The organism is Sphingobium sp. RSMS (assembly GCF_005406185.4).
Taxonomy (GTDB): domain Bacteria; phylum Pseudomonadota; class Alphaproteobacteria; order Sphingomonadales; family Sphingomonadaceae; genus Sphingobium; species Sphingobium fuliginis.
This window is the reverse complement of the sequence record NZ_CM191257.1, coordinates 3414789-3437685: the sequence shown is the minus strand read 5'-3', so window position 1 is coordinate 3437685 and position 22897 is coordinate 3414789. Positions and strand designations below refer to the sequence as shown.

Annotated in this window: 24 protein-coding genes; 12 read left to right on the top strand and 12 right to left on the bottom strand. The window is 67.7% G+C overall.

The window, feature by feature from the left end; all coding sequences use genetic code 11:
* Positions 1–43: 43 nt before the first annotated feature.
* Both EGM87_RS16840 and rpsU read right to left on the bottom strand, forming a co-directional pair.
* Positions 44–607, bottom strand: a complete 564-nt coding sequence (locus tag EGM87_RS16840) for an FKBP-type peptidyl-prolyl cis-trans isomerase (protein WP_044661401.1) — start codon at positions 605–607, stop codon at positions 44–46.
* 88 nt (positions 608–695) lie between these two features.
* On the bottom strand, positions 696–902 hold the full coding sequence (gene rpsU / locus EGM87_RS16835) for a 30S ribosomal protein S21 (protein ID WP_004208618.1): 207 nt from the start codon (positions 900–902) through the stop codon (positions 696–698).
* Between the two features lie 223 nt (positions 903–1125).
* Here rpsU and EGM87_RS16830 point away from each other — a divergent pair, with 223 nt between their 5' ends.
* The 6 genes from EGM87_RS16830 (at position 1126) to EGM87_RS16805 (ending at position 7796) form a co-directional block, all read left to right on the top strand.
* Complete coding sequence (locus EGM87_RS16830; RefSeq protein ID WP_137709521.1) at positions 1126–1896, top strand: class II aldolase/adducin family protein; 771 nt, start codon at positions 1126–1128, stop codon at positions 1894–1896.
* A 286-nt stretch (positions 1897–2182) separates the two neighbouring features.
* On the top strand, positions 2183–4051 hold the full coding sequence (locus EGM87_RS16825) for a CHASE3 domain-containing protein (protein ID WP_137709522.1): 1869 nt from the start codon (positions 2183–2185) through the stop codon (positions 4049–4051).
* A 50-nt stretch (positions 4052–4101) separates the two neighbouring features.
* The gene (locus tag EGM87_RS16820; RefSeq protein WP_137709523.1) at positions 4102–5349 is read left to right on the top strand and encodes a putative DNA modification/repair radical SAM protein; all 1248 of its coding nucleotides are present in this window, start codon (positions 4102–4104) and stop codon (positions 5347–5349) included.
* 75 nt (positions 5350–5424) lie between these two features.
* Positions 5425–5775, top strand: a complete 351-nt coding sequence (locus EGM87_RS16815; RefSeq protein WP_137709524.1) for a hypothetical protein — start codon at positions 5425–5427, stop codon at positions 5773–5775.
* Positions 5776–5828: 53 nt separating this feature from the next.
* A complete protein-coding gene (locus tag EGM87_RS16810; RefSeq protein ID WP_025549866.1) occupies positions 5829–6299 on the top strand; it encodes a hemerythrin domain-containing protein in 471 nt (156 codons plus the stop codon).
* Positions 6300–6398: 99 nt separating this feature from the next.
* Complete coding sequence (locus tag EGM87_RS16805; protein ID WP_137709525.1) at positions 6399–7796, top strand: UdgX family uracil-DNA binding protein; 1398 nt, start codon at positions 6399–6401, stop codon at positions 7794–7796.
* Positions 7797–7878: 82 nt separating this feature from the next.
* Here the strand turns inward: EGM87_RS16805 and EGM87_RS16800 are convergent, their stop codons facing one another.
* Together EGM87_RS16800 and mgtE are read right to left on the bottom strand one after the other, a co-directional pair.
* Positions 7879–8277, bottom strand: a complete 399-nt coding sequence (locus EGM87_RS16800; protein WP_025549864.1) for a DUF1489 family protein — start codon at positions 8275–8277, stop codon at positions 7879–7881.
* Positions 8278–8305: 28 nt separating this feature from the next.
* Positions 8306–9733, bottom strand: coding sequence for a magnesium transporter (gene mgtE, locus EGM87_RS16795; RefSeq protein WP_025549863.1), 1428 nt, complete (start codon positions 9731–9733; stop codon positions 8306–8308).
* Between the two features lie 136 nt (positions 9734–9869).
* On the opposite strand from mgtE, the gene EGM87_RS16790 reads away from it, so the two are divergent.
* Positions 9870–10322 carry a peptidylprolyl isomerase gene (locus EGM87_RS16790; RefSeq protein WP_044661399.1) on the top strand — a complete coding sequence of 151 codons (453 nt, stop codon included), beginning with the start codon at positions 9870–9872 and terminating at the stop codon, positions 10320–10322.
* Here the strand turns inward: EGM87_RS16790 and EGM87_RS16785 are convergent.
* The 3 genes from EGM87_RS16785 to EGM87_RS16775 form a co-directional block, all read right to left on the bottom strand.
* Positions 10312–10983, bottom strand: coding sequence for a hypothetical protein (locus EGM87_RS16785; protein WP_025549861.1), 672 nt, complete (start codon positions 10981–10983; stop codon positions 10312–10314). The genes EGM87_RS16790 and EGM87_RS16785 overlap by 11 nt on opposite strands.
* Complete coding sequence (locus EGM87_RS16780; RefSeq protein WP_137709526.1) at positions 10983–11588, bottom strand: hypothetical protein; 606 nt, start codon at positions 11586–11588, stop codon at positions 10983–10985. Before EGM87_RS16780 ends, EGM87_RS16785 begins: the two co-directional genes overlap by 1 nt.
* Before the next feature lie 123 nt (positions 11589–11711).
* Positions 11712–12176, bottom strand: a complete 465-nt coding sequence (locus tag EGM87_RS16775) for a DUF6456 domain-containing protein (RefSeq protein ID WP_137709527.1) — start codon at positions 12174–12176, stop codon at positions 11712–11714.
* Between the two features lie 97 nt (positions 12177–12273).
* On the opposite strand from EGM87_RS16775, the gene EGM87_RS16770 reads away from it, so the two are divergent.
* Both EGM87_RS16770 and EGM87_RS16765 read left to right on the top strand, forming a co-directional pair.
* A complete protein-coding gene (locus tag EGM87_RS16770; RefSeq protein ID WP_044661396.1) occupies positions 12274–12837 on the top strand; it encodes a helix-turn-helix domain-containing protein in 564 nt (187 codons plus the stop codon).
* Positions 12838–12967: 130 nt separating this feature from the next.
* The gene (locus tag EGM87_RS16765; protein ID WP_137709528.1) at positions 12968–14143 is read left to right on the top strand and encodes a glycosyltransferase; all 1176 of its coding nucleotides are present in this window, start codon (positions 12968–12970) and stop codon (positions 14141–14143) included.
* 167 nt (positions 14144–14310) lie between these two features.
* On the opposite strand, the gene EGM87_RS16760 is transcribed toward EGM87_RS16765, so the two are convergent.
* Positions 14311–15990 (bottom strand): molybdopterin oxidoreductase family protein, encoded by a 1680-nt coding sequence (locus EGM87_RS16760; protein WP_137709529.1) that lies wholly within the window; start codon positions 15988–15990, stop codon positions 14311–14313.
* A gap of 106 nt (positions 15991–16096) precedes the next feature.
* Here EGM87_RS16760 and modA point away from each other — a divergent pair, with 106 nt between their 5' ends.
* Positions 16097–16870: a molybdate ABC transporter substrate-binding protein gene (gene modA / locus EGM87_RS16755; protein ID WP_044661394.1), complete on the top strand. Its 774-nt coding sequence runs from the start codon at positions 16097–16099 to the stop codon at positions 16868–16870.
* Between the two features lie 33 nt (positions 16871–16903).
* Here modA and EGM87_RS16750 read toward each other — a convergent pair whose 3' ends face one another.
* Positions 16904–17650, bottom strand: coding sequence for an HAD-IIB family hydrolase (locus tag EGM87_RS16750; protein ID WP_061939406.1), 747 nt, complete (start codon positions 17648–17650; stop codon positions 16904–16906).
* Between the two features lie 122 nt (positions 17651–17772).
* On the opposite strand from EGM87_RS16750, the gene modB reads away from it, so the two are divergent.
* The gene (gene modB / locus EGM87_RS16745) at positions 17773–18471 is read left to right on the top strand and encodes a molybdate ABC transporter permease subunit (RefSeq protein WP_137709530.1); all 699 of its coding nucleotides are present in this window, start codon (positions 17773–17775) and stop codon (positions 18469–18471) included.
* Entirely contained in the window at positions 18461–19069 is a 609-nt protein-coding gene (locus EGM87_RS16740) for an ATP-binding cassette domain-containing protein (protein ID WP_137709531.1), read from the top strand. Before modB ends, EGM87_RS16740 begins: the two co-directional genes overlap by 11 nt.
* Here EGM87_RS16740 and EGM87_RS16735 read toward each other — a convergent pair.
* From EGM87_RS16735 to EGM87_RS16725, 3 genes are read right to left on the bottom strand one after another with little or no spacing between them, the layout of a single operon-like run.
* Positions 19051–19878: a phosphotransferase gene (locus EGM87_RS16735; protein ID WP_137709532.1), complete on the bottom strand. Its 828-nt coding sequence runs from the start codon at positions 19876–19878 to the stop codon at positions 19051–19053. The two genes, EGM87_RS16740 and EGM87_RS16735, sit on opposite strands and share 19 nt — an antisense overlap.
* Positions 19879–19884: 6 nt before the next feature.
* Entirely contained in the window at positions 19885–21159 is a 1275-nt protein-coding gene (locus EGM87_RS16730; RefSeq protein ID WP_025549852.1) for a capsule polysaccharide biogenesis protein, read from the bottom strand.
* Positions 21152–22789, bottom strand: coding sequence for a capsular polysaccharide export protein, LipB/KpsS family (locus EGM87_RS16725; RefSeq protein ID WP_137709533.1), 1638 nt, complete (start codon positions 22787–22789; stop codon positions 21152–21154). Before EGM87_RS16725 ends, EGM87_RS16730 begins: the two co-directional genes overlap by 8 nt.
* Positions 22790–22897 lie beyond the last annotated feature (108 nt).

The following is a 22897-nucleotide window of genomic DNA, read 5'->3' as shown; positions in this document are numbered from 1 at the left end:
GGAAAATCCCGGCCCCTTTTTCGCTTTTCGACTGTTGCCGACCTTATTGGCCCGGCACGCCCTGCGGCATTCCGCCCTGCTGCTGCATCATCTGCTGCATGCGCATGATGTCCGCCTTGGATTTGAAGTCATGCAACTGGACGTCGAACACCAGCACGGAATTGGCCGGGATCGGCCCCGCCGCCTGCTCGCCATAGCCAAGCTGCGGCGGAATCCACAGGCGGTACTTGCCGCCCTTCTTCATCTTCTGCAGGCCTTCGGAGAAGCCGGGAACCACGCCGTCCACCGGCATGGCGGTCTGCGGATTCTCGTCGAACACCGTACCGTCGAGCAGCGTGCCCTTATAGCCTACCAGCGCCACGTCGGCGGGCGTCGGGCTGGGACCGGCGCCTTCCTCCAGCACCTTGAACTGCAGGCCCGATTCGGTCGTCACCACGCCCTCTTCGCCGCCATTATGCGCCAGGAAGCTGGCGGGCGAAGGCTTCACGCCCTGCTGCCCGGCCCAGGCCAGGCCACCGGCCGCCAGCGCCACCACGGCGACACCCACCCAGAGCCGCGTCAGCGACCCCTTGGCGATAGGATGAAGGGGAACGGCCGTGGTCGACATGGCTTAAGCCTCGCAAATTGGTGCGGGTGATGTTTTCTGTCAGCAGAGGGACGGGACGATCGGTCGACCGTCCCGACAAAGGCGGTCCTTAACGGACGCCGTCGCGCTCGGCGCGCTTGCGCTCCAGCTTGCGGGCGCGGCGAACGGCGGCAGCCTTTTCGCGCGCGCGCTTTTCGGACGGCTTCTCATAGTGACGGCGCAGCTTCATCTCGCGATACACGCCCTCGCGCTGCAGCTTCTTCTTGAGCGCGCGCAGGGCCTGGTCGACATTGTTGTCGCGAACGATGATTTGCATAAGCCAGTCAAACTCCAGTCGAAAACGGACGGATCGCCAGGAAACATAACCCTTCCCGACGGGCCGCCCGAATGAAATAGCGGTGAGTCGCCGCAGGTCACCCTGCGCCGTGTGGGGCGCGCCCTACCAGCAGAGTCGCGCAAATTCAACCCAAAAGCCGTTTTTCTCGACAGGGGCGCGGGACAGGCAGATAGTCGCCCCATAAACAAGGAGGAGGATCGCCATGGCAACTGCCGCCAGGACCACGGGCCAGCGCCCCGACATGTCGGCCACGGAATGGGCCGCGCGCCAGCAACTCGCCGCCTGTTACCGCATTTTCGACCATCTCGGCTGGTCGGAGCTGATCTACAACCACATCACCCTGCGCGTGCCGGACGAGGAGAACGCCTTCCTCATCAATCCCTTCGGCCTGCTCTATGGAGAGGTGACGGCGTCGAACCTCGTCAAGATCGACATGGACGGCCATGTGCTGGACGGCAGCCCCTATCCGGTGAACCGCGCCGGCTTCACCCAGCACAGCGTCTTCCACCGCCACCTGCCCGACGCGCATTGCATCATCCACACCCACACCACCGCCGGCATGGCCGTCAGCGCCACGCGGGAGGGGCTGACGCCGACCAATTTCTACGCCGCGGCCTTCATCGGCCGAATCGCCTATCATGACTTCGAAGGCGTCACGATCCGGGCGGAGGAAGGGGAACGGCTGATCGCCCATCTGGGCGAGCGGCGGATCATGATGCTGCGCAACCACGGCACGCTGGTCATGGCGCAATCTCTGCCGGAAGCCTTCCTGATCCAGTGGATGCTCCAGCGCGCCTGCGAAATCCAGGTCGCGACCGGCGCCGCCGGAACGCCGGTCGACATCCCGCCGGAGGTCATCGCCGTGCACCAGCGCGACCTCAGCGGCGTGCAATTGCCGCTCGGCCCGGGCGTGCCCGATTTCGAAGCGATGGTGCGCAAGATCGACCGGATCGATTCGAGCTGGCGGGACTAGAGCCAATCGACATTCAGATGATGACGAGCCGAAAATGGCGGTTTTCCGTGACCCGGAGCGCAGCCTACGCAAAGTAGGTGAGCACCGGAAGCACGGAAAAGCGTTATTTGCAGGCCGTCAGGGCTGAATGTCGATTCGCTCTAGACGGTTTCGACCACGGCTTCTTCCTTCAGGAGGGGCGGGCCCGCCAAGGGTGGCCCAGCCAGGCAGGCCTGCCAGACCTCACCTGATTACAACAGCCTATCGCCGCTTGCTCCCCGCGCCATATTTTCGCATGTTCCACCCCATGCCCGCGATCCGCCCCGAACGGTCGATCTTCTTGCTGCTGTTGGCCTTGCTGATCGTCGGGTTGGCGTTCGGCAGCACCTATTGGCTCTATGCGGTGCAGCAGCGGGTCAACATCTGGGTTCAGCACACATTGCGCGTCGAGAACCAGCTTTCCGCGCTGCTGCTCCACGCGCAGGAAGCCGAAAGCGCGCAGCGCGGCTTCATGCTGACGCGCAAGGATTCCTTCCTCGGCCCCTATGAGGTCTTCCGCGGCCAGTGGCGGCAGGAACTGGCCGCCCTGCGCATGGAGGTGCGCGACAATCCCCCGCAGGCCCGATCGGTGGAGGAGCTGGAGGAGTTGCTCGACGACCGCCTGTTCCTGATGCGCACGGGCATAGAAAGGCGGCGGCGGGGCGAGGTCGTGCCGGCGGGCGACTTCGATGCGGGCATGGTGACGATGGCCCGCATCCGCGCGCTGGTCGCGACGATGCGGGCGCGGGAAGCGCAGCTGCTGAAGGGCCGGACCGCCAATGACAACCGCCTCAGCACCATGGTTTCGGCCGGGCTTGCGGTGTCCGCCGTGCTGATCACCCTGTTGGGCGCGGTGGCGCTGCGCACCGCCTATCGCCGCGTGGCCGAGGCCACCGAAAGCCAGCAGGCGCTGGCCGACATCAACCGGCGCCTGATGAGCGAGGCGCGGGACCGCGAAACGGCCGAGGGGCAATTGCGCCAGATGCAGAAGATGGAATCGATCGGCCAACTGACCGGCGGCATCGCCCATGACTTCAACAATATGCTCGCCATCGTCATCGGCTCGCTGGACATCGTCCGGCGGCGGCTGGCGCCGGACGCCGACACCCGGGTCGTCAGGGGCATCGACAATGCGACCGAAGGGGCGCAGCGCGCCGCCCAGCTTACCGCCCGGCTGCTCGCCTTTTCCCGCCAGCAGCCGCTCGACCCGCAGCCGACCGACGTCAACAAGCTGGTCGGCGGCATGTCGGAACTGCTGCGCCGCACCATCGGGGAGAGCATCCGGGTGGAAACCGTGCTGGCGGGCGGGTTGTGGCGGGCCAGCATCGACGCCAGCCAGCTCGAATCGGCCATCATCAACCTCTGCGTCAATTCGCGCGACGCCATGCCCATGGGCGGCCGGCTGACGATCGAGACGGCCAATGCCCATCTCGACGACGCCTATGCCGCGATCCATGGCGATGTCGCGGCCGGCCAATATGTGATGGTATCCGTCACCGACAGCGGCACCGGCATGCCGCCCGAGGTGGTGGAGCGCGCCTTCGACCCCTTCTTCACGACCAAGGGCGTGGGGAAGGGCACCGGCCTCGGCCTCAGCCAGGTCTTCGGCTTCATCAAGCAGTCGCGCGGCCATGTGAAAATCTATTCCGAACCGGGCGAGGGCACGGTCATCAAGATCTACCTGCCGCGCCATTACGGGCCCGAACCGGCCGCCGGCACCCTGATGGCGGCGCCTGCCGAACTGCCCCGCGCCCGGGGGGAAGAGATCATCCTGGTGGTGGAGGACGAGGAACGCGTCCGACACATGTCCGTCGATTCGCTGCGCGAGCTGGGCTACACCATCGTCCAGGCCTCCGACGGCGAACAGGCGCTGGAGATGCTGACGATCCAGCCGCGCATCGACATGCTGTTCACCGACGTCGTCATGCCCGGCATCAACGGGCGCGTGCTGGCCGACCGGGCGCGGGCAAGCCATCCCGGCCTCAAGATCCTCTACACCACGGGCTACACCCGCAACGCCATCGTCCACAACGGCATGCTCGACCCCGGGGTCTCCTTCCTCGCCAAGCCCTTCACCCTCGGACAGCTGGCGGTGAAGGTCCGCCAGGTTCTGGACGCCGATCCCGCGCAAGCCTGACTGATCGAGATTATGGACAGGGGAGATCGGGGAACATATGATGAACAGTCATGGCCACCCTCTCCACCCGACAGAAGCTGGAAATCCTTGCCGACGCCGCCAAATATGACGCATCCTGCGCGTCGTCCGGCACGGCGAAGCGCGACAGCGCGTCGGGGCGGAAGGGCGGCATCGGCTCGACCGAGGGCATGGGCATCTGCCATGCCTATGCACCCGATGGCCGCTGCATTTCGCTGCTCAAGATCCTGCTGACCAACAGCTGCATCTTCGACTGCCATTATTGCATCAACCGCCGGTCCAGCGACGTGCGGCGCGCCCGCTTCACCGTGCGGGAAGTGGTCGACCTGACGCTCAGCTTCTACCGCCGCAACTATATTGAGGGGCTGTTCCTTTCCTCCGGCATCATCCGTTCGTCCGATTACACGATGGAACAGATGGTGGCGGTGGCCCGGAGCCTGCGGGAAGAGCATGATTTCCGCGGCTATATCCACCTCAAGACCATTCCCGACGCCGATCCGGAACTGGCGCATCAGGCGGGCCTTTATGCCGACCGGCTGTCGATCAACGTCGAACTGCCCACCGAGCAGGGCCTGCGCAGTCTGGCGCCGGAGAAGGACAAGGACCGGATCGAAAGCGCCATGGCGGGGATGCGCGACGCCATGGAGGACGGGTCGGACGCCAGCCGCCGCTACACCCATGCGCCGCGCTTCGCCCCGGCCGGCCAGTCCACCCAGATGATCGTCGGCGCGGACCAGGCGGACGACCGCGCCATCATCCGGCGCGCGAGTTCGCTCTACAGCCGGCACAGGCTGCGCCGCGTCTATTACAGCGCCTTCTCGCCCATCCCCTCGCCCAGCAGCGTGCTGCCCTTGAAGCGTCCGCCGCTGATGCGCGAGCATCGGCTCTACCAATCCGACTGGATGATGCGCTTCTACGGCTATTCGGCGCAGGAACTGGAAAGCGCCACCGATCCCGTCACCGGCTGCCTGCCGCTCGACATCGATCCCAAGCTCGCCTGGGCGCTGCGGCATCGGGATTCCTTTCCGGTCGACGTCAACCGCGCCCCGCGCGAAGCGTTGCTGCGGGTGCCGGGGCTGGGCGTGAAGGCCGTGGACCGGATCGTCGCCAGCCGCCGCCACCGGCGGCTGCGGCTGAACGATGTCGCGCGGCTGACGCAGAGCATCGCCAAGCTGCGTCCCTTCCTGGTCGCGGCCGACTGGCGGCCGGTGCATCTGGCGGACCGGCTGACCCTGCCCATAGCGCCCCCGCCCGCGTCACAATATGAGCTTTTTCCGTGAGTCGCGCGCATTTTGCCGTTGATCGGACGGGCGGTTCATGTTTTCCTTGTCCGACGCAAGGAAAGGGTCCGATTTTTGGCGACGAAGTGGAACGATGGCGCAACCCGCCGCACGGGCCATGCCCAGCGGATGAGCACCCATCTGGCCGCCGCTCTCGTCATCTTCTGCCTGCTTCAGATCTTCATCGTCGCCAGGATGGGCGGATCGCTGCTGCTGCATCTCGGCATCATCGTGGCGATCGGCGGCTTTGCCGTCGCGGCGCGGGGACTGGAACGCCGCTGGGAGTTGCTCGACCGCAGCGGCCTGCCCCCGCACAGCCTCGATCTTCGCTTCCGCCGCGATCTGGTGCAGCTCTGGTCCGCCAGCATCGTCGGCGGACTGCTCTGGATTCCCGTCGCGATCATCTTTCGCGCACTGTTCGGCTGAACCCAAAGCCGCAGTCCATCGTTGTTCCTTCTGCAAGAGAAGGAGCATGCCCCATGGCCGACAGCAGCATTTTCGACCGGTTGAAGCAGGATCATGACGCCCATCGGCAGCTATTCGACAAGATGGCCGATGCGAAGGACGAGCCGGATCGGCTGGAAAAGCTGTTCGAACAGTTCCGGGTGGAGGTGACCGCCCATGCCGCGGCGGAGGAGGAAACGCTCTACGCCACCATGCTGGCGCGGCCCGACCTGCGCGAAGATGCCCAGCACAGCGTGTCGGAGCATAAGGAGATCGACGATTATCTGGAGGAACTGGAAGACCTCCCCTTCAACGGCGATGAATGGAACCGCGTCTTCGCCCAGCTCAAGAAGCGCTACCTCCACCATATCGACGAGGAAGAGGAGGAGATGTTCCCCGACGCGGCGAAGGAACTGACCGCGGAGGAGGAGCAGAAGCTGGCGGCGCTGTTCGCCCGGCGCAAGCCGGCGGAACTGCAACGCGCCGAAGCGGAGACGAATGACTGAAGGCGCTCCTTCCATGTTCCCGCGAAGCCAGGAACCCGGCCCAGACACCGGCCCAGATACCGGCCCGCCGCGCCACGTCCAGGGCAGCCATGCCGAACCATGTATCGCGCAAGGCTGAACGGCCCGGATGATTTCGACGGCTGGCGCGACGCGGCCCGCGCCTTGACGCTGGCGGGCATCGCGCCCGCCGACATCGTCTGGCAGGACGGCGAGGGCGCTGGCGACCTCTTCGCCGCCGACGAACCGCTTCCGGTCGCAAGCGGAGCCGCCTTCTCCGTCCCGCGCGCCTTTGTCGAGCTGGCGGAAACGGCGATCCTGCACCGCGACCCGGAACGTTTCGCCCTGCTCTACGCCTTGCTCGCCCGGTTGCGCGACCGCCCCGCCAGCCTGGAAGATCGCGCCGATCCACTGGTCCGGCGCGTGGAATCGCTGGCCAAGGCCGTGCGGCGCGACATGCACAAGATGCGCGCCTTCGTCCGCTTCCGCGAACTGGCCGATGCGCAGGGGCCGCGCTTCGTCGCCTGGTTCGAACCGGACCATCATATCGTCCGCGCCAATGCCGGATTCTTCGTGCGGCGCTTCGCCTCGATGCGCTGGTCGATCCTGACGCCCGAACTCAGCATCCATTGGGACGGCGAGGCGTTGACCGAGGGACCGGGCGCCACGCGCAGGGATGCGCCGGGCGACGATCCCGTCGAGGACATCTGGAAGGGCTATTATGCGGCGATCTTCAATCCGGCACGGCTCAAGGTCGGCGCGATGCTGTCCGAAATGCCCCGGAAATATTGGCGCAACCTGCCAGAGGCCGCGCTCATTCCCGAACTGGTGGCGGGCGCCCAGACAAGGGAGGCGGCCATGATCGCGACCCCACCCAAACCCGCCGCCCGCCGGGGGAACGCGGCCACGGCCTGGAGCGCGCTGCGCGAGGAGGCGAGGGGCTGCACCCGCTGCCCGCTCTACCGCGACACGACGCAGACGGTGTTCGGGGAGGGGCCGGTCGATGCACCGCTGATGTTCATCGGGGAACAGCCGGGCGATCAGGAGGATCTGGCCGGGCGCCCCTTCGTCGGGCCGGCCGGGCAATTGTTCGACCGCGCGCTGGAAGAGGCCGGGATCGACCGCCGGCGCGCCTACATCACCAACGCCGTCAAGCATTTCAAGCATGAGCGCCGAGGCAAGCGGCGCATACACCAGACGCCGGAAACGCCGGAAATCCAGGCCTGCCGCTGGTGGCTGACGCAGGAGCTGGAGCTGGTCCGCCCCCGGATCATCGTCGCGCTGGGCGCCACGGCGGGGCGCGCGCTGCTGGGGAAGGCGGTGACGATCAGCCGGGTCCGTGGCGCGCCACTGGCGCTGGAGGGCGGCGCGCAGGGCTGGATCACGGTGCATCCCAGCTATTTGCTGCGGGTGCCCGAAGAGACGCGCAAAGCCGAGGAGAGAAAGCGCTTCGTAGAGGAGTTGGGGGAGATTGGAGAACGGGTGAAGGCGCTGGTCTAGAGCACCGTGCGCAAAAGTGGGAACCGGTCTTGCGCGGACCCATTATGTTCCTGCGAAAGCAGGAACAGGATGATGCAAGACGTTAGAGCAAGCCCAGCTTCGACAACTCCCCCAGCAACCGCGTCGGCATGGCGTCCAGATCGTTCGCCTCGCCCTCGCCCAGATCGGGCGGCGCGTCCTTGCCTTCCAGATAGCGCCAGCCCTGATGCGCCCGCTTGGGCAATGCGCGCACCGGGATCAGCCGGGGCTCCAGCCTGATCCAGTAACGGCCCTGTCCGGTCTCCTGAAAGCCCAGCAGAGGACTGCGCCCGACAAGCTGATGCCCATGAATCCAGAAGAGCGAACCGCCCGTCAGTTCATCGACCCGCTTGGGCAGATAGCGCGTCGTCAGCCGCGCCTCCTCCGCATGGCTTTCCAGCCAGGCGCGCAGCGTCGCGGGACTTTCGCTCCGAAAGGCGATCTTGGTCAGGTGAAGCGGCATGGCACGAAGATGGGCGCTGGCTGGCCGATTACAAACCCCAGACCGTGGCAAGGCCAAGGAAGGAGAAGAAACCCATCACATCGGTCATCGTCGTCACGAACACCGCCGATGAAACGGCCGGGTCGATATTCATCCGGTCGAGCGTCACCGGCACCAATATGCCGGCCAGCCCGGCGACCAGATTGTTGATCAGCATGGCGAGCGCGATAACGATCCCCAGATCGTGATTGCCGTAGATGAAGCCCACCGCGACGCCGATCAATATGCCGAGCGCGGTGCCATTGGCGCTGGCGATGCGGAATTCGCGCACGATCTGCCGGATGGTGTTGGAACTGGTGAGCTGGTTGGTGGCGAGCGCGCGCACGGCCACCGCCATGGTCTGCGTCCCCGCATTGCCGCCCATGCCCGACACGATCGGCATCAGCACGGCGAGCACCACATATTTGGAGATGGTCGACTGGAACAGCCCGACCACCGACGCCGCCAGGATCGCCGTGCCCAGATTGACCACCAGCCATTGCAGGCGCGTGCGCACGGTTTCCAGGATCGGCTGGTTGATGTCGCCCTCACCCGCGCCCGACAGGCGGAGTATGTCCTCGCCCGCCTCCTCGGAGATGATGTGGACGATGTCGTCGACCGTGATCATGCCGACCAGCCGGCCGCTGCCGTCCACCACCGCGGCGGAGATCAGCGCATATTTCTGAAAGCGCAGCGCGACCTCCTCCTGGTCCATGTCGACCGGGATCAGGGTCTGTTCGCGCTTCATCAGGTCCGCCATGGCGACGCTGCGCGGGCAGGTCAGCACCCAGCTCAATTGGCAGGTGCCGATCGGCTTGTGCGCTTCGTCCACGACGAAGATTTCCCAGAAATCGGTCGTCAGGTCGCGATTGTCGCGCAGATAGTCGATCACCTGGCCGACCGTCATATGCTCCGGCACCGCGACCAGGTCGCGCTGCATCAGGCGGCCGGCGGACTCCTCGGGATAGGAAAGCGCGCTTTCGATGGCGGCGCGGTCCTCCGGCTCCATCGCATCGAGGACGGCCTGCTGGTCGGCCTCCTCCATATCCTCGATGATGGCGACGGCGTCGTCGGTGTCGAGTTCGGCGGCGAACTCCGCCACCTGTTCGGGCAGCAGCGCGTCGAGCAGGTCGTCGCGCACATAGTCGTTGAGTTCGGACAGAACCTCCGCACCGACCAGGTCGCCCAGCGCGGCCGCCACCTCCCCGCGCCGTTCGGACGGGGTGAGTTCCAGAAGGTCGGCAATGTCGGCCGGGTGCAGCGGCGACACCAGTTCGCGCGCCCGTTCCCTGTCATCCGCCTCCACCGCATCCAGAACGGCATCGACGAATTCGCCCTTCAGCCGGTCATCCTCATCATGGCGGGATTCGACCTGCTCGGCGGCAACATCCTCAAATTCGTCCGGCCGGGGTTCGGCCGTATCGGCTCGCTCGCTCATCGCGTCCCCTACTGTCCGGTTCCTGTAACATTTCGCTGCTTTTGCCCATGCCCGTCACAATTGCAATGGCTTCCATCCCCGTCTTAACGCTCTATATGGTCCATCTCCCCAATTTTCCCCGAAGAGAGGATTTTTCATGGCCGACGACACCCTGACCCTCACCCTCGACAGCGGCGGCGACGTCGTCATCAAGCTGCGTCCTGACCTCGCCCCCGGCCATGTGGAGCGCATCACGCAGCTCGCCCAGGACGGCTTCTACGACGGCGTGGTCTTCCACCGCGTCATCCCCGGCTTCATGGCGCAGGGCGGCGATCCGACCGGCACCGGCATGGGCGGGTCGAAGCTGCCCGACCTCAAGGCCGAATTCAGCCGCGAACCGCATGTCCGGGGCGTTTGCTCCATGGCCCGCGCGATGAACCCGAACAGCGCCAACAGCCAGTTCTTCATCTGCTTCGACGACGCCACCTTCCTCGACGGCCAGTACACCGTCTGGGGCGAAGTCACTTCCGGCATGGAGCATGTCGACGCCCTGCCCAAGGGCGAGCCGCCCAAGACCCCCGGCAAGATCCTGAAGGCGACTATTTCCTGATCGGATTGTCCGTGGCGGAGATGGCGTTGCCCGCCGTCTCCGTCGCTTCGCCGGCAGGCGGTTCATAGGGGCCGATGCTCTCTATATGCCAGCGGCGGTCCGCCTCGCTGGAGCCGGGCACGTCATTGGCCCGCCGCAGCGTCACCTGCCGCAACCGATACCAGGGCTTGCCGTTGGCGGCCAGACGGCCATAGACCTGCACCGGCACCGTCACGAACAGCGATCCCGCCGCCCCCTCGATCGCGCCGGGCGCGCCCACCTGGGCATGGATTTCGCTGAACCCGCGGAAACGGGCGGCGAAGCGCGCATCGTCTTCCGCCCCCATGGCGCTGTTGTCGTTCCACAGGTCCTGCGCGTCATTATAGCGCTTTTCCTCCAGCAGGCCGTAATAGCCCTGCACCACCTGGGCGGCGCCCTGCGCGCCCTTGGGATCGATGGAGTCTTCCTCCACCACCGGCCGCGGGTCGACCGGCAGGCCGCCGGGCATGCCCGGCGCAGGAGGATTCAGCGGCTCCAGAACCGCCTGCGCCTCCGCCCGGACATTATTTTCGACCTGCGCCGCATTGGCGCCATTGGCCAGATTGTCGATCGCGCTCTCCTCCCGGCCATCGCAGGCCGCGAGCAGGAGCAGGGCGATAACCGCGCCGGACCCAGGCCGCATCAGTCGCGCCGACCCCGCCAGTCCTCACGGCCGGAGCGGCCGCCGCCACCGGAACGCGCGCCGCCGTCGGACCGCGTGCGCGGCGTCCCCCAATTGCGTTCGGTCCGTGGCGTCGTCATATCCCCTTGTCCCCTTCCTGGCCCGGGCGCCTGCGCGCCCGCAGCGGGATTGCCCTGCCGGGCGTTCCGCCAATTTCCATTCCACCGCCCATTTCCATTCCACCGATTGCCATCGCCGCCGGAACGCTCCCGCCAGCCCTGACGCGGTGCGCCATTGTTCCAGTTGCCGCGCCGGCCGTCATCGCGGCGGGCCTCCCGGCGTCCTTCCCAATAGCGGCGCTGGCCGTCGTTCCAACGCTGGCGATGGCCGCTGCGGTTGTACACATAATAGCCGCTGCCCGGATAGTAATAGCCGTCATACCAGCCGCCATAATAGCCCGGGCGATAATAGCCCGGACCCCAATAGTCATCATAATAGCCGCCGCCATAATAGCCGCTGCCCACGCTCACGCCGCCATAATAGCCATCGTCATAAGCACAGCCGCCCAGGGCCAGCGCACCGGCAAGGCCGATCGCCGCGAGGAACCTCCGTCCGGTCCAGGCCATTGCCTTTCTCCTTCATCCTGCATCCATGCCATGCATAACGCCGGCTGCTTGAATTGGTTGTGAATGGCCGGGATCGAAGAGAGGATCGGGCCGGCGACGGGAAGCGCGCGGCGGCCCCCGCCGTCACCCCGCCTCTCCCACCCGATACCAGGCGGCGACGCGGTCCAGCGCCAGCGTCAGCACCAGCTTGCCCGCCCGGGTCGGCCAGCCCAGCGCCTTTTCCGCCGCGCTCAGCCCCTCGCCCGCGCAGACCACCCGCCACAGCACATCGGCCAGACCCGGCCCCGCGGCGCGAATCGCGCCGTCGAACCGCTCCCGCGCGGACAGTTGCGCCAGGCCCGGCTCCGCTCCCGCCGCGCCGCCAGCCCGCTGCCGCCCCGGCGCCGCATCCCAGCGCATCGTGATCCCCGGGCCCAGACCCGCCTTCTCCCAATCGGCGCGCAGCCTGTCGCCGGCAAGATAATGCCGCTCGCTCAAATGCCCCCGCGCATGCAGCCATGCGAGAGGCGATTCGTGCAGGTTGACCGCGACCTTCTGCGCCCGGCCGAAGGGGTCCTCTATAATCTGTTCGACATATTGCGTGGCCATGGCGCTTCTCCTTGCAGCAATCCGATGCAGGGGGACTTGCCATGCCGGCCTGTTTGTAGGAAAGCGTTAAAACCAAATAGGTGAAACAGGACAAGATATGATCACCCGCATCCGGGAGGTACGCAAGGCCAAGGGGCTCACATTGGAACAGGTCGGCGCCTTATGCGTCCCGCCCACCACGGCCCAGACCATCGGCCGCCTTGAAACCGGCACCCGAACCGTATCGGTCAACTGGCTGAACCGCATCGCAAAGGCATTGGGCGTCGCCTCTTCCGAACTGGTCGCGCTGCCGGGCCAGAATGTCGTCCCCGTGGCCGCCCTGCTCGGGCCGGAGGGCGCCCGCGCCCCCACCCGCCCGCTCTCGCTCGCCCCGCCAGCCCCCGCGGACGCGATGGTGGGGGTGCAGGTATCGGGCAGCATCGGCGATTACCGCAGCGGTGACGAGATATGGTGCCGCCGCATCATGCCGGAGGAATTTTCCAGCGTGCTCAACCGCGACCTGCTCTTGCCGCGCCACGCCGGGCGCTTCCTGTTCGGGCGGCTGATCGGGCGCGAGGACGACCGGCTGCACATCCTCCCCCTGGGCAGCGGCACGCGCCAGCAGGTGATAAGTGACCCACCCTGGGGCGCCGTGGCGGTCCAACTGGTCAGACGGCTGTAGACAAAGGCGCTTTCATCCTTAACCCTGTCCTGACCATGTCTGCCGGAAAGAGACCCGCCCCAGCATTGTCCCGTCGGACGGCATCGCCGGACGCCCGGGGCAATGCGGGAACAAGAGATAGTTGGATGCGATGACGCTGAACGTCCTGATGCTCTCGACCCTGTTCCCGGACATGAGCCGCCCCAATTTCGGCGTCTTCGTGGAACGGCAGGCGCGCGAGCTGGCCAGCCGGGACGGCGTCAGGGTCACGGTGGTCGCGCCGCTCGGCATTCCGCCCTGGCCGCTGTCGAGCGCCAGGCGCTACGCCCCCCTGCGCGCCCTGCCCGCCAAGGAACGGTGGAAGGACCTGACCGTCCACCGCCCGGTCTTCCCCATCATTCCCAAATTCGGCGGCCGCTTCAACGTCCACAGCATGACCCGCGCCATCCTGCCGCTGGTCAGGCGCCTCCATGCGCAGCAGCCCTTCGACGTCATCGACGCCAGCTTCTTCTTCCCCGACGGCCCGGTGGCGCAGCGCCTTTCCCGCGCGCTCGGCATTCCCTATTCGGTGAAGGCGCGCGGCGCCGACATCCATTATTGGGGCACGCGCAAGGGCACGCGGAAGATGGTGAAGCGCGCCGCCGACGATGCCGCCGGCCTGCTTGCCGTGTCGGACGCGATGCGCCGGTCGATGGCGCGCATGGGCATCGACGGGGACAAGATCCGCGTCCATTATACCGGGGTCGACCTCGACCGTTTCGAAATAAGCGACCGCGCCGCCGCGAAGGAAAGCCTGGGTTTCGAAGGCCCGGTGGTGCTGTGCGTCGGCGCGCTCATCCCGCGCAAGGGGCAGGAACTGCTGGTCCAGGCGCTGCCGCAACTGCCCGGCGTCACGCTGCTGTTCGCCGGACAGGGGCAATATCGCCGCGCCCTGGAAAAACAGGCCGAGGAACTGGGCGTCGACCGGCGCATCGGCTTCCTGGGCTCGGTGCCGCACGATCGCCTGCCGCGCATCTATGCCGCCGCCGACGTCATGGCGCTCCCCTCCTCGTCCGAGGGTCTGGCCAATGCCTGGGTGGAGGCGCTGGCCTGCGGCACGCCGGTCGTGATCAGCGATGTCGGCGGAGCACGCGAACTGCTCGACCGGCCGGAGGCGGGCCGGATCGTCGCCCGCGAACCCGAAGCGCTGGCCGCCGCCATCAGCGATATATTGGTGAACCCGCCCGAACGGGAAGCCGTCCGCGAAGCGGCGCTACGCTTCACCTGGGCCGCCAATGGCGACGCGCTGCTGGAGCATCTCCGCGCCATCGCGGCTCAGCCGGCCTAAAGCGCTTTCCAGGCAGATGGAATCATCCACCGACCCGGAAAACGCAGTAAAAGGCCTGGGACAGATTCCAGGATCGCCGGACCGATCGATCCGGACGGCTCGAACTGGCCAATCCTGCCGCTCCGGACGCACCCACACCCCGAAGCCGAAGTCCGCCACCTTGCCGGTCAACGGGCCCGAAAGGCGGCCTGATCCCAAAAGGCGATCAACCGCGCCTTGCCATCCGCCGTCGGGAAAAGCCCCTCGTCGAACGGCACCTCCCCCCAGCGCCACGGCGTCAACTCATCATAAGCCGGGTTGGAAATCGGCGCATGCCGCTTGAGATTGAGCAACCGCCTGCCCTCGTTGCGATAGGCGGTCAGCCGCACATGCTCGCGATAGATTTCCGCGGGGCGCTCATAATGGAAGGCGTCGCGCCAACCCATGGCCTGCGCGATCCGGGTGAGTATCCACCAGTCGGGCTTGGTCTCTCCGGGCAGCGGGAACAACCAGCGCTGGCGGCTGATCAGCCGGTCGGCGCCGGTCAGCGTCCCATCCTTCTCGATCCATAGCGGGGACGGCAAGGCGACCATGCGCAGCGCGTCCATTTCCGGCTCGCTCCACGGCGTCATCAACAGGACCAGCGGCACCTGCTCCAGCAAGCCGCGGATCGGATGGGACGCCGAAGGCAGGCCGCCGGGCATCAGCAGCGCCTTGATGCGCCCCGCCTCTATCGCCCCGGCCAGCGCCTCGCCGGCCAGCCCCGGCCGGTCAGCCAGCCTCGTCGCGCCCCAGAAACGGCCGACCTGCGCCAGGGCATCCTCCGAAAAATCCCGGTGCGCGGCCAGTTCCCCGGCCCGGCAGCCGACTTCCCGCACGCCCATGCCGTTGGCGGCGTCCGTGACGGCGAAGGGCGCGGCGCCCGCCTTGCCGATGCGTCCGGTCGCCAGATGGAAATTGAGGATGGCGGCCGACAGGCGATGCGCTTCCTCGCCCTGCCCATGCGGGCTGAACAGCGTCACCAGCCGGGGCGCCGCCGCGACCTGCTCGTAGAAGGCACGCACCTCGCCCGGCGCCAGGCCGCAGGCGCGCGCCACCGACCAAAGGTCATGTCCCCGGCTCAATCCCGCCCAGAAACCGGCCGGCACCGACAGCCTCCGTTCCAGAAATTCCCGGTCCAGCAAGCCATTGTCATGGCAATGCAGCAGCAGGCCGCTCAACAGCGCCGCCTCGCTGCCCGGCGCGACGGTCAGGCGCTCATCCGCCTCGACCTCCGGCCCGTCGCCCGCATGCGCGATCAGGATCAGGCGCGCGCCCTGCTCCGCCCGCGCCTCGGCCATCCTCTCGTGCAGCACCGGATGGCGGCGGGCCGTCGGCATGCCCACCAGCAACAGCATGTCCGCCTGCGCCAGATCCTCATAGGCGGCGGGCATCACATCCTCGCCAAAGGCCGCGCGCTGCGCCGCCGCCATGCCGCCCGCCTCGCTGCAGGGCGCCTCGACATGCGCGGAGCCGATGAACCCCTTCATCAGCTTGTTGGCGACATAATAGTCTTCGGTCAGCAGGCCACCCGGCACATGCATCGCCACGCTGCCCGGACCATGACGGGCGATGACGGCGGACAGGCGGCGCGCAGCCTGGTCGATGGCGCGGTCCCAGCCGACGGCGCGGCCATCCACCACCGGCCGCAACAGCCGCCCCTCCAGCGCGAACATGTCCTTCAGCGCTTCGCTGCGGGTGCAGAGCAGGCCGCCATTGGCAGGATGCACGGGATCGCCCTCGATCGACGCCTCGCGCCCCTCGCCGGTGACGGCGCGGATGCCGCATCCCACGCCGCATTGACCGCAAAGCGAACGAACGACCGCCACGGTGCGATCAGGCCGGGACCGGCGGGGTCGGGAACATGGTCATACGCTCCCGCTTAACCGATGCAGGACGAAGACAAAAGGGTGCGCAACTGGCAGGAGAAGGGTCATGCCGAAACCGATTCTCCGCGCGCTCGCGTCCATCGCCCTGTTCCTCCATATGGTGCCGGTTCCGGCCATGGCGCAGCAGCGCGGCCCGCTGGTGCTCGCCGCCGCCAGCATGCAGGAGGCGATGGGCGCCGCCGCCGATGCCTGGGCGGCGCAGCGCCATGCGCGGCCGGTCCTGTCCTTCGCCGCCTCCTCCGCGCTCGCCCGGCAGATCAGGGGCGGCGCCCCGGCAGACCTGTTCGTGTCGGCCGACGAAGACTGGATGGACGATGTCGAAAGGGCGGGCTTCGTGCAGCGCGGCAGCAGGGCCGACATGGCGGGCAACCGGCTGGTGCTGATCGCTCCGGCGCGCGCCCCGCTGAAGCTCCGCATCGCACGCGGCATGCCGATCGCCAGGGCGCTGGGCGACTCCCGGCTCGCCATGGCCAATCCGGACAGCGTGCCCGCGGGCAAATATGGCAAGGCGGCGCTGGGCGCGCTGGGCGTCTGGCCCGGCGTCGCCAACCGGCTGGCGCTGGGCGACAATGTGCGATCCGCCCTGACCCTGGTGGAACGGGGCGAGGCGCGGCTGGGCATCGTCTATGCGACCGACGCCCGCGCATCGAAGGCTGTCCTGGTGGTCGGCGCCTTCCCGGCGGGAAGCCATGCGCCGATCCGCTATCCCCTCGCCCGCCTGCGCGCGAGCCGGAACCCGGACGCGGAAGGCTTTCGTCGTTTCCTGCTGTCGCGGGCCGGCCAGAACATCCTCGCCCGCTACGGCTTCAGCCGCCCGTGACCCTGTTCCTCCCCTCCCGCAGGAAGGGGAAAGTCACCTCTGACAGGCCACGATCGCGTCGATCACCGCCAGCGTCTCCTGCGGATCGCGCACCCGCACCGTGTCCAGCCCCAGTTGCTTGGCCGGATAGTCGTTGCCGCCGGGGAAGATCGCATCGCCGATGAACATCATCGCCTCCAGCGCGATCCCGCTCGCGTCGCGCAGCTTCTTCAGGCCATAGGCCTTGTCCACCCCCTCCCGCGTGATGTCGATGGAGGTCGCCCCGCCCATGTTGATCGACAGTCCCGGCAGGCGCTGGCGCAGGTCCGCCTGGATCACCTTGCGCTTGGCGAAGTCGGGGTCCCACACATCCTTGGCATGGATCGGCGCCTGCTGGCCCAGCGCGGAAAAGGTGATCTGGCTGCCGCGATCCTCGATCCGCTCGCCCCACACCTCTTCCGGCACGAAGCCCGTCGCCTCCAGCGAAGCGTCGAACGCCGCCAGGATCGCCTGCTTCTGCGCCTCCTCGAACAGTTCGGCATAGACCGGCGTCCACTGCCCGTCGCGATGGGTGTAGAGCTTTGTCCCCGTCGTCGGCATCAGCCACAGGCGCGAGCGGTCGGCCCGTTCCGGCAGGCGGCTCGCCACCTGCTTGTCGAATTGCGGCCAGTCCCCGCCGGAGATCACCGCGACATGCGCCACCTGCAACAGCCGGGCCAGGGCGTCGCCCATCGCCTCGCCCAGCGGCTGCTTGCTCTCCGCCAGCGTTCCGTCGAGGTCGAAGGCGATCAGGTCTTTCATGCACATGCTCCAGTTTGAAGGGCTGTCCGGCTTTGCCCTCTGGCCTCGACCGATGCAATGCCGATGAGCGGGACATGACGGGGGGCTGGTGTTTTCCCCTATCCTGACCGAAAGAGGGCGGCATGATCCTCTCTGCCGATGAATGGGGCATCGTTGCGCTGTCGCTCCGGGTCAGCCTGGTGGCGGTCGGGCTGATGCTGCCGGTCGCCTTCACCTTCGCCTGGCTGCTCGCCCGCTCGCGCTTCCCCGGCAAGCTGCTCGTGGATGCGCTGATCCACCTGCCGCTGGTGGTGCCGCCGGTCGTCACCGGATGGCTGCTTCTGCTCCTGTTCGGCGCGAACGGCCCGCTTGGCAGGCTGTTCGAACAGATGCTGGGCGTCAGCTTCATGTTCCGCTGGACCGGCGCGGCGCTTGCCTCCGCGATCATGGCGATGCCCCTGATGGTGCGCGCGATGCGGCTGTCGATCGAGGGCATCGACCACCGGCTGGAACAGGCCGCGCAGACGCTGGGTGCGGGCCGGTGGCGCGTCTTCCTCACCATTTCGCTGCCCCTGTCGCTGCCGGGCATAGTGGCGGGACTGGTGCTCGGCTTCGCCCGCTCCATCGGCGAGTTCGGCGCGACCATCACCTTCGTTTCCGACGTTCCGGGCGAAACCCGCACCCTGCCCATCGCCATCTATTCCGCGCTCCAGATGCCGGGCGCCGAATCGGCGGTGACCCGGCTCGCCATCATCTCGATCATGCTGTCGCTGGCCGCGCTGGTCGCATCGGAGGCATTGGCCCGCCGGGCGAGCGGCGGAAGGACCAATCATGTCCTTTGACATCGCCGTCGACCATCGCATCGGCGACCGCCTCATCCACCTGCGGGCGCAGGCAGGCGCAGGCCTCGTCGCCCTTTTCGGCCCCTCCGGCGCGGGCAAGACCAGCATCCTCAACATGGTCGCCGGCATATTGACGCCCGACAGCGGCCGGATCGCCGTGGCGGGCGAGACGCTGTTCGACAGCGGCGCGGGCATCGACATTCCCGCCGCCCGGCGGCGCGCCGGCTATGTCTTCCAGGACGGGCGGCTGTTCCCGCAGATGCGCGTGCGCGCCAATCTGCTCTACGGCCGCCATGGCGACGCGCCGCTGCCGTTCAACGCGGTCATGGACTTTCTGGGCATCGGCCATCTGCTCGACCGCTGGCCCGCCACCCTGTCCGGCGGCGAAGCGCAGCGCGTCGCGATCGGACGAGCGCTGCTGTCCGGCCCCCGATTCCTGCTGCTGGACGAGCCGCTGTCCTCGCTCGACCCCGCCCGGCGCGAGGAAATCCTGACCGTGATAGAACGGATGAAGCGCGATCTCGCCATGCCGATGCTCTATGTCAGCCACGACCGGGCGGAGGTCGAACGGCTGGCCGATCAGGTCATCGCGCTGTAGGGGGGCAGGCCCGCCCCAGCCAGGGCCCGGTTCAAATAGGCCAGGAAGGCCGCCTGCCTGACCGGCGCCCGCGCCCGCAACCAGGCTAGCGCAACGACGGCCCGCCATTCCGCGCCATGCTCCAGCGCCGGGGCGAGCCGCCTGTAGCTGGCGACATAATTGCGCGCCGCCCAGTCCCGCGCCATGTTGGTCAACCGATCCTGCGGCCCCTCGCCGAAGCGCAGCAGCATCTCCGTCCGCAACAGGTCGGGCACGAAGTCGCCACGCGCCGCCTTCGACCAGTCGATCGCCACCATGCCCGAAGGCGACAGCAGGATATTGCCGATGTGGAAATCGCCGTGCAGCAGCCGGTCGCCGTCCGGCAGTCCGTCCAGCAGCGCCACCGCCCCCTCCTGCAAGCCGCGATCCGCCGGGCCGTAAAGGATGTCCGTGCGCAACACCTGCCGCAGGGAGCGCAGGCCCGGTGCCGCCTCCCCGTGAATCCGCCGATGCAGCGCCGCCATGTCGCGCAGGCACGACCCCGATTGCAAAGGCCGCAGCCGCATGCGCCGCATCAGCGTCGGCCCGGTCACTTCGGGATAGAGGATCGCCCGCCCCTCCGCCATGTCCAGCCGTCGCAGGGGCCGGGCGACCGGCAGGCCCGCCTCCGCCGCCAGCGTCGCCGCATCAACCTCGCGGGCGATCATCTCCTCCGACACGGCGGCGTGGAATATCTTGGCCACGCGCCCCTCGCCCACGCGGCAGACGCGCGAACTCGCGCCAGCGGCCAACGGCACCAGCGGGCCGGGCGGATCGTCCTGCTGCGGCACGCGCCCCTATCGCAAGGCCGCCCGGGCAGGCTGGCGGTCATGCACCAGCCGCGGCTCGGCCCGCGAAGGGGCGGGACGGGTCAGCCGCTCCACGGCATTGTCCACCAGCATCCGCAGCCCTTCCTCGCTCAGCAGGCCGCCCCGGATCAGGCAACGGTCGATCAGCACCCGGCGGAAAGCCGAATAGAGCGCCATGTCGGGCGCCCCCGGCGCGGACCAGAATTCGTCGAGCGAACGCCTGTGCACCACGCCCGGCACCTTGTAGACCGCATGGCCCAGCACGACCACCGGCTTGCCGGCGTTAAGCGCCAGCGTGCCCACCGTGCTGTTGACCGTCACCACGCCCAGCGACCTGTCGACCACTTCGGCAATGTCCCAGTCCGCCAGGTAGAAGACCCGGTCCCCGACGCCATATTGCGCCGCCAGCCGCCGCGTCAGCCGTCCCCAGGCGACCAGTCCCGGATCGAGCGGATGGCGCTTCACCACCAGGGCGGTGTTGGCGGGCGCATGGGCGGCGAAGCTCTTGATGACGAAGCGCAAGGCCGCGCGCATCGTGCCGAAGGGCGAATGGACGCGGATCTGATAGTCGGAATCGAGCTGGAGCGGCAAAGTGAAATAGGGCCGGTCGCACACCGCCCCCCATTGCTCGCGCGACCTGCGGCGCTCCGCCTTGCGCAGGTTCAGCTTCTTGAACCAGCCCGCCGTCTCCCACAGGAAGCTGTTGGGCCGGTGCGTGCGATAGAAGGGAAAGGCGGGCCGCATCAGCGCCGACGCCATGCCGTTGCGCCCGGTGTTGAAGGCGCGCTGCCGGAAGGTGGAGGGGATTTGCGGCTGCCGCCCATTCTCCTCGGGCGGCAGCGCCCTCGCCTGCTCCAGATACCATTCGGGGTCGAGCGGCAGGGTCGAATTGCCGTTCACGCCATCTTCCTGAAGCGTCAGGAAATCGGGGCGGATATACCCCTCCTCCACCACATGGACGCGCAGGTTGCGCAGCCGCGCCATCTTGTGGGCGGAGGCATGATAGGGGCGGCAATCGCCATAGAGGATCAGGTCCGTCACGCCATGATGGACGATATGGTCGTCGAAGAAGATCGGCCAGTTGCGGAACGTCCCGCGATAATCGGTCGCCCCCTCCCCCGGCCAGTCGACCTTGTCGCCGCCATTGATGTTGATGCGCAGCGCCCGGTGCCCCCGCGCCCTCAGCGCCTCCGCCAGCATGGCGAAAAAGGGCCCATGCGGCCCCTGGAGGAACAGGAAGGTTCTGGCCTTGGCATCAACCATGGAAATACTCGGCGGACAAAGTCATAAATCTCTGCAACTTCCCCTGTAAAGTCCGCAGCCGGATCAACCATGACACCGGGGCCGGCGCCCCGCTTGCCAAACGCTCGACCATGATTTCAGGTCCGCATGGCAAGCGCGTCACCGGGTCCAGATAGCGTGGATAGAGAATCAAGGCCCCGGCCACAAGCTGGTCCAGGGTGAGTTGACGCCCGCGCCGTCCGTTGGGGGCCGCCAGATCGCGGGTCAGCCCCCAGCCGGCATAGAAGGGCATGCCATGGACCGTCACCGGCCGCCCGCGCATCAGCGCCTCGAACCCGGTGAGGGAGGAGAGGACATGAACCTCGTCCACCGCCTGCACCAGCTCCATCAGCGGCGACCCGGTATCGATGGCGTCGGCCTGCTCCAGCACCGCCGCATCGCTCAGATGCCCCTTGCGCAGACCCGCCTGCACATCGGGATGCGGGCGATAGATGATATGGGCGTCGGGCTCGGCCGCGCGCACCCGCTTTAGCAGGTCGAGATTGCCCGCCACCCCCGCGCCGCCATATTCGACCGACAGATCGTCCTCGACCTGCCCGACCGCCAGCACCGTGCGGCGACCCTGGGGCAGGCCGATCATCCGCCCCCCGCCCTTGCCATATTTGGTGACGCCGGAAGCCCGGATCTGCGTCAGCAGCCGCGCCGCCCGCCGTTCCAGCGCGGGCGTGAAGACGCAGGTCGCCAGCAGCAGCTCCATGTCGCTGGCGGAGCGCGCGTCATAATAGATGCCCGTCCGGTCGATCACCACCGATCCGGGCGGATGCAGCGCCGCGCCCAGCCCCTTCGACCGCAGGAAGCCGTCCTCCACCCGGGCGATGGTCACGCCCTGCCGGCGCGCATCCTCCATGGCGCCGGGCGTCACGCGCGACGGCCAGACCGCAAGCGCGCCTCCCCGCCGGGCGGCCCGCCGCAGGCCCCTGCGCTCCGGCAGGAAGGGTGGCGACGCGACGCCGTCCCACAGGAACCGCCGGATCGCCTCCCGCTTCCACAAGGCCATGCCGCTCGCCGCCGCGATGCCATGATTGCCGTCCAGATGCCGCCGCCAGTCGGCCAGTTGCGCCACGGCCTGCACGGCATCGGCGTCCTCGCCGCTGAAACAGTCGCGATAGGTCGCCGCCGCCAGCGCGGCACGGGCGCTGTCACGCAGGACCGCCGGCTCGATGGCCGCGCCGTCCGCGCCGAAGACCGGCACATGCAGCAGCCCGGCGATGATCGCCAGTTCGTCGTCCGCCCCGGCATGAACGGAGGCCGCGCCCGCGATCAGCGCCCAGAGGTCGGTCGGTTCCGGCAGGACATGACCGGGGCCGGAGTCCGCGCCCAGCCCCGCCTTCCCCACAATGCCGATTTCCTGCCGCGCAAGGCCGTCCATCATGGCCTGCGGGATGGCCACGCCGACCCGCGCGACCCGCCTGATGCCGACGGGCCGATGGCCCCAGAATGTGCCGCCGACCCGCGCCTCGGCTGCGGCGTCCAGCAAGGCGTCGGAAACAGGCGCAGCCGCTTCGCCATCGCGCCGCATGCGACTGATCGCCGCCGTCGCGGGGTCAATGCCCGGAAAGGGGGGCGAGCGCAGAAACGGAGTCGCGTTCACGTTGAAAAGCCGCCCCCAGCCACAGATAGATCAGCGCGAATGGAGCGACGCTTCAGCCATTCGAAAACGCAATCCATACAACAGCTTCTGTGATCGCCCGGCACAGGG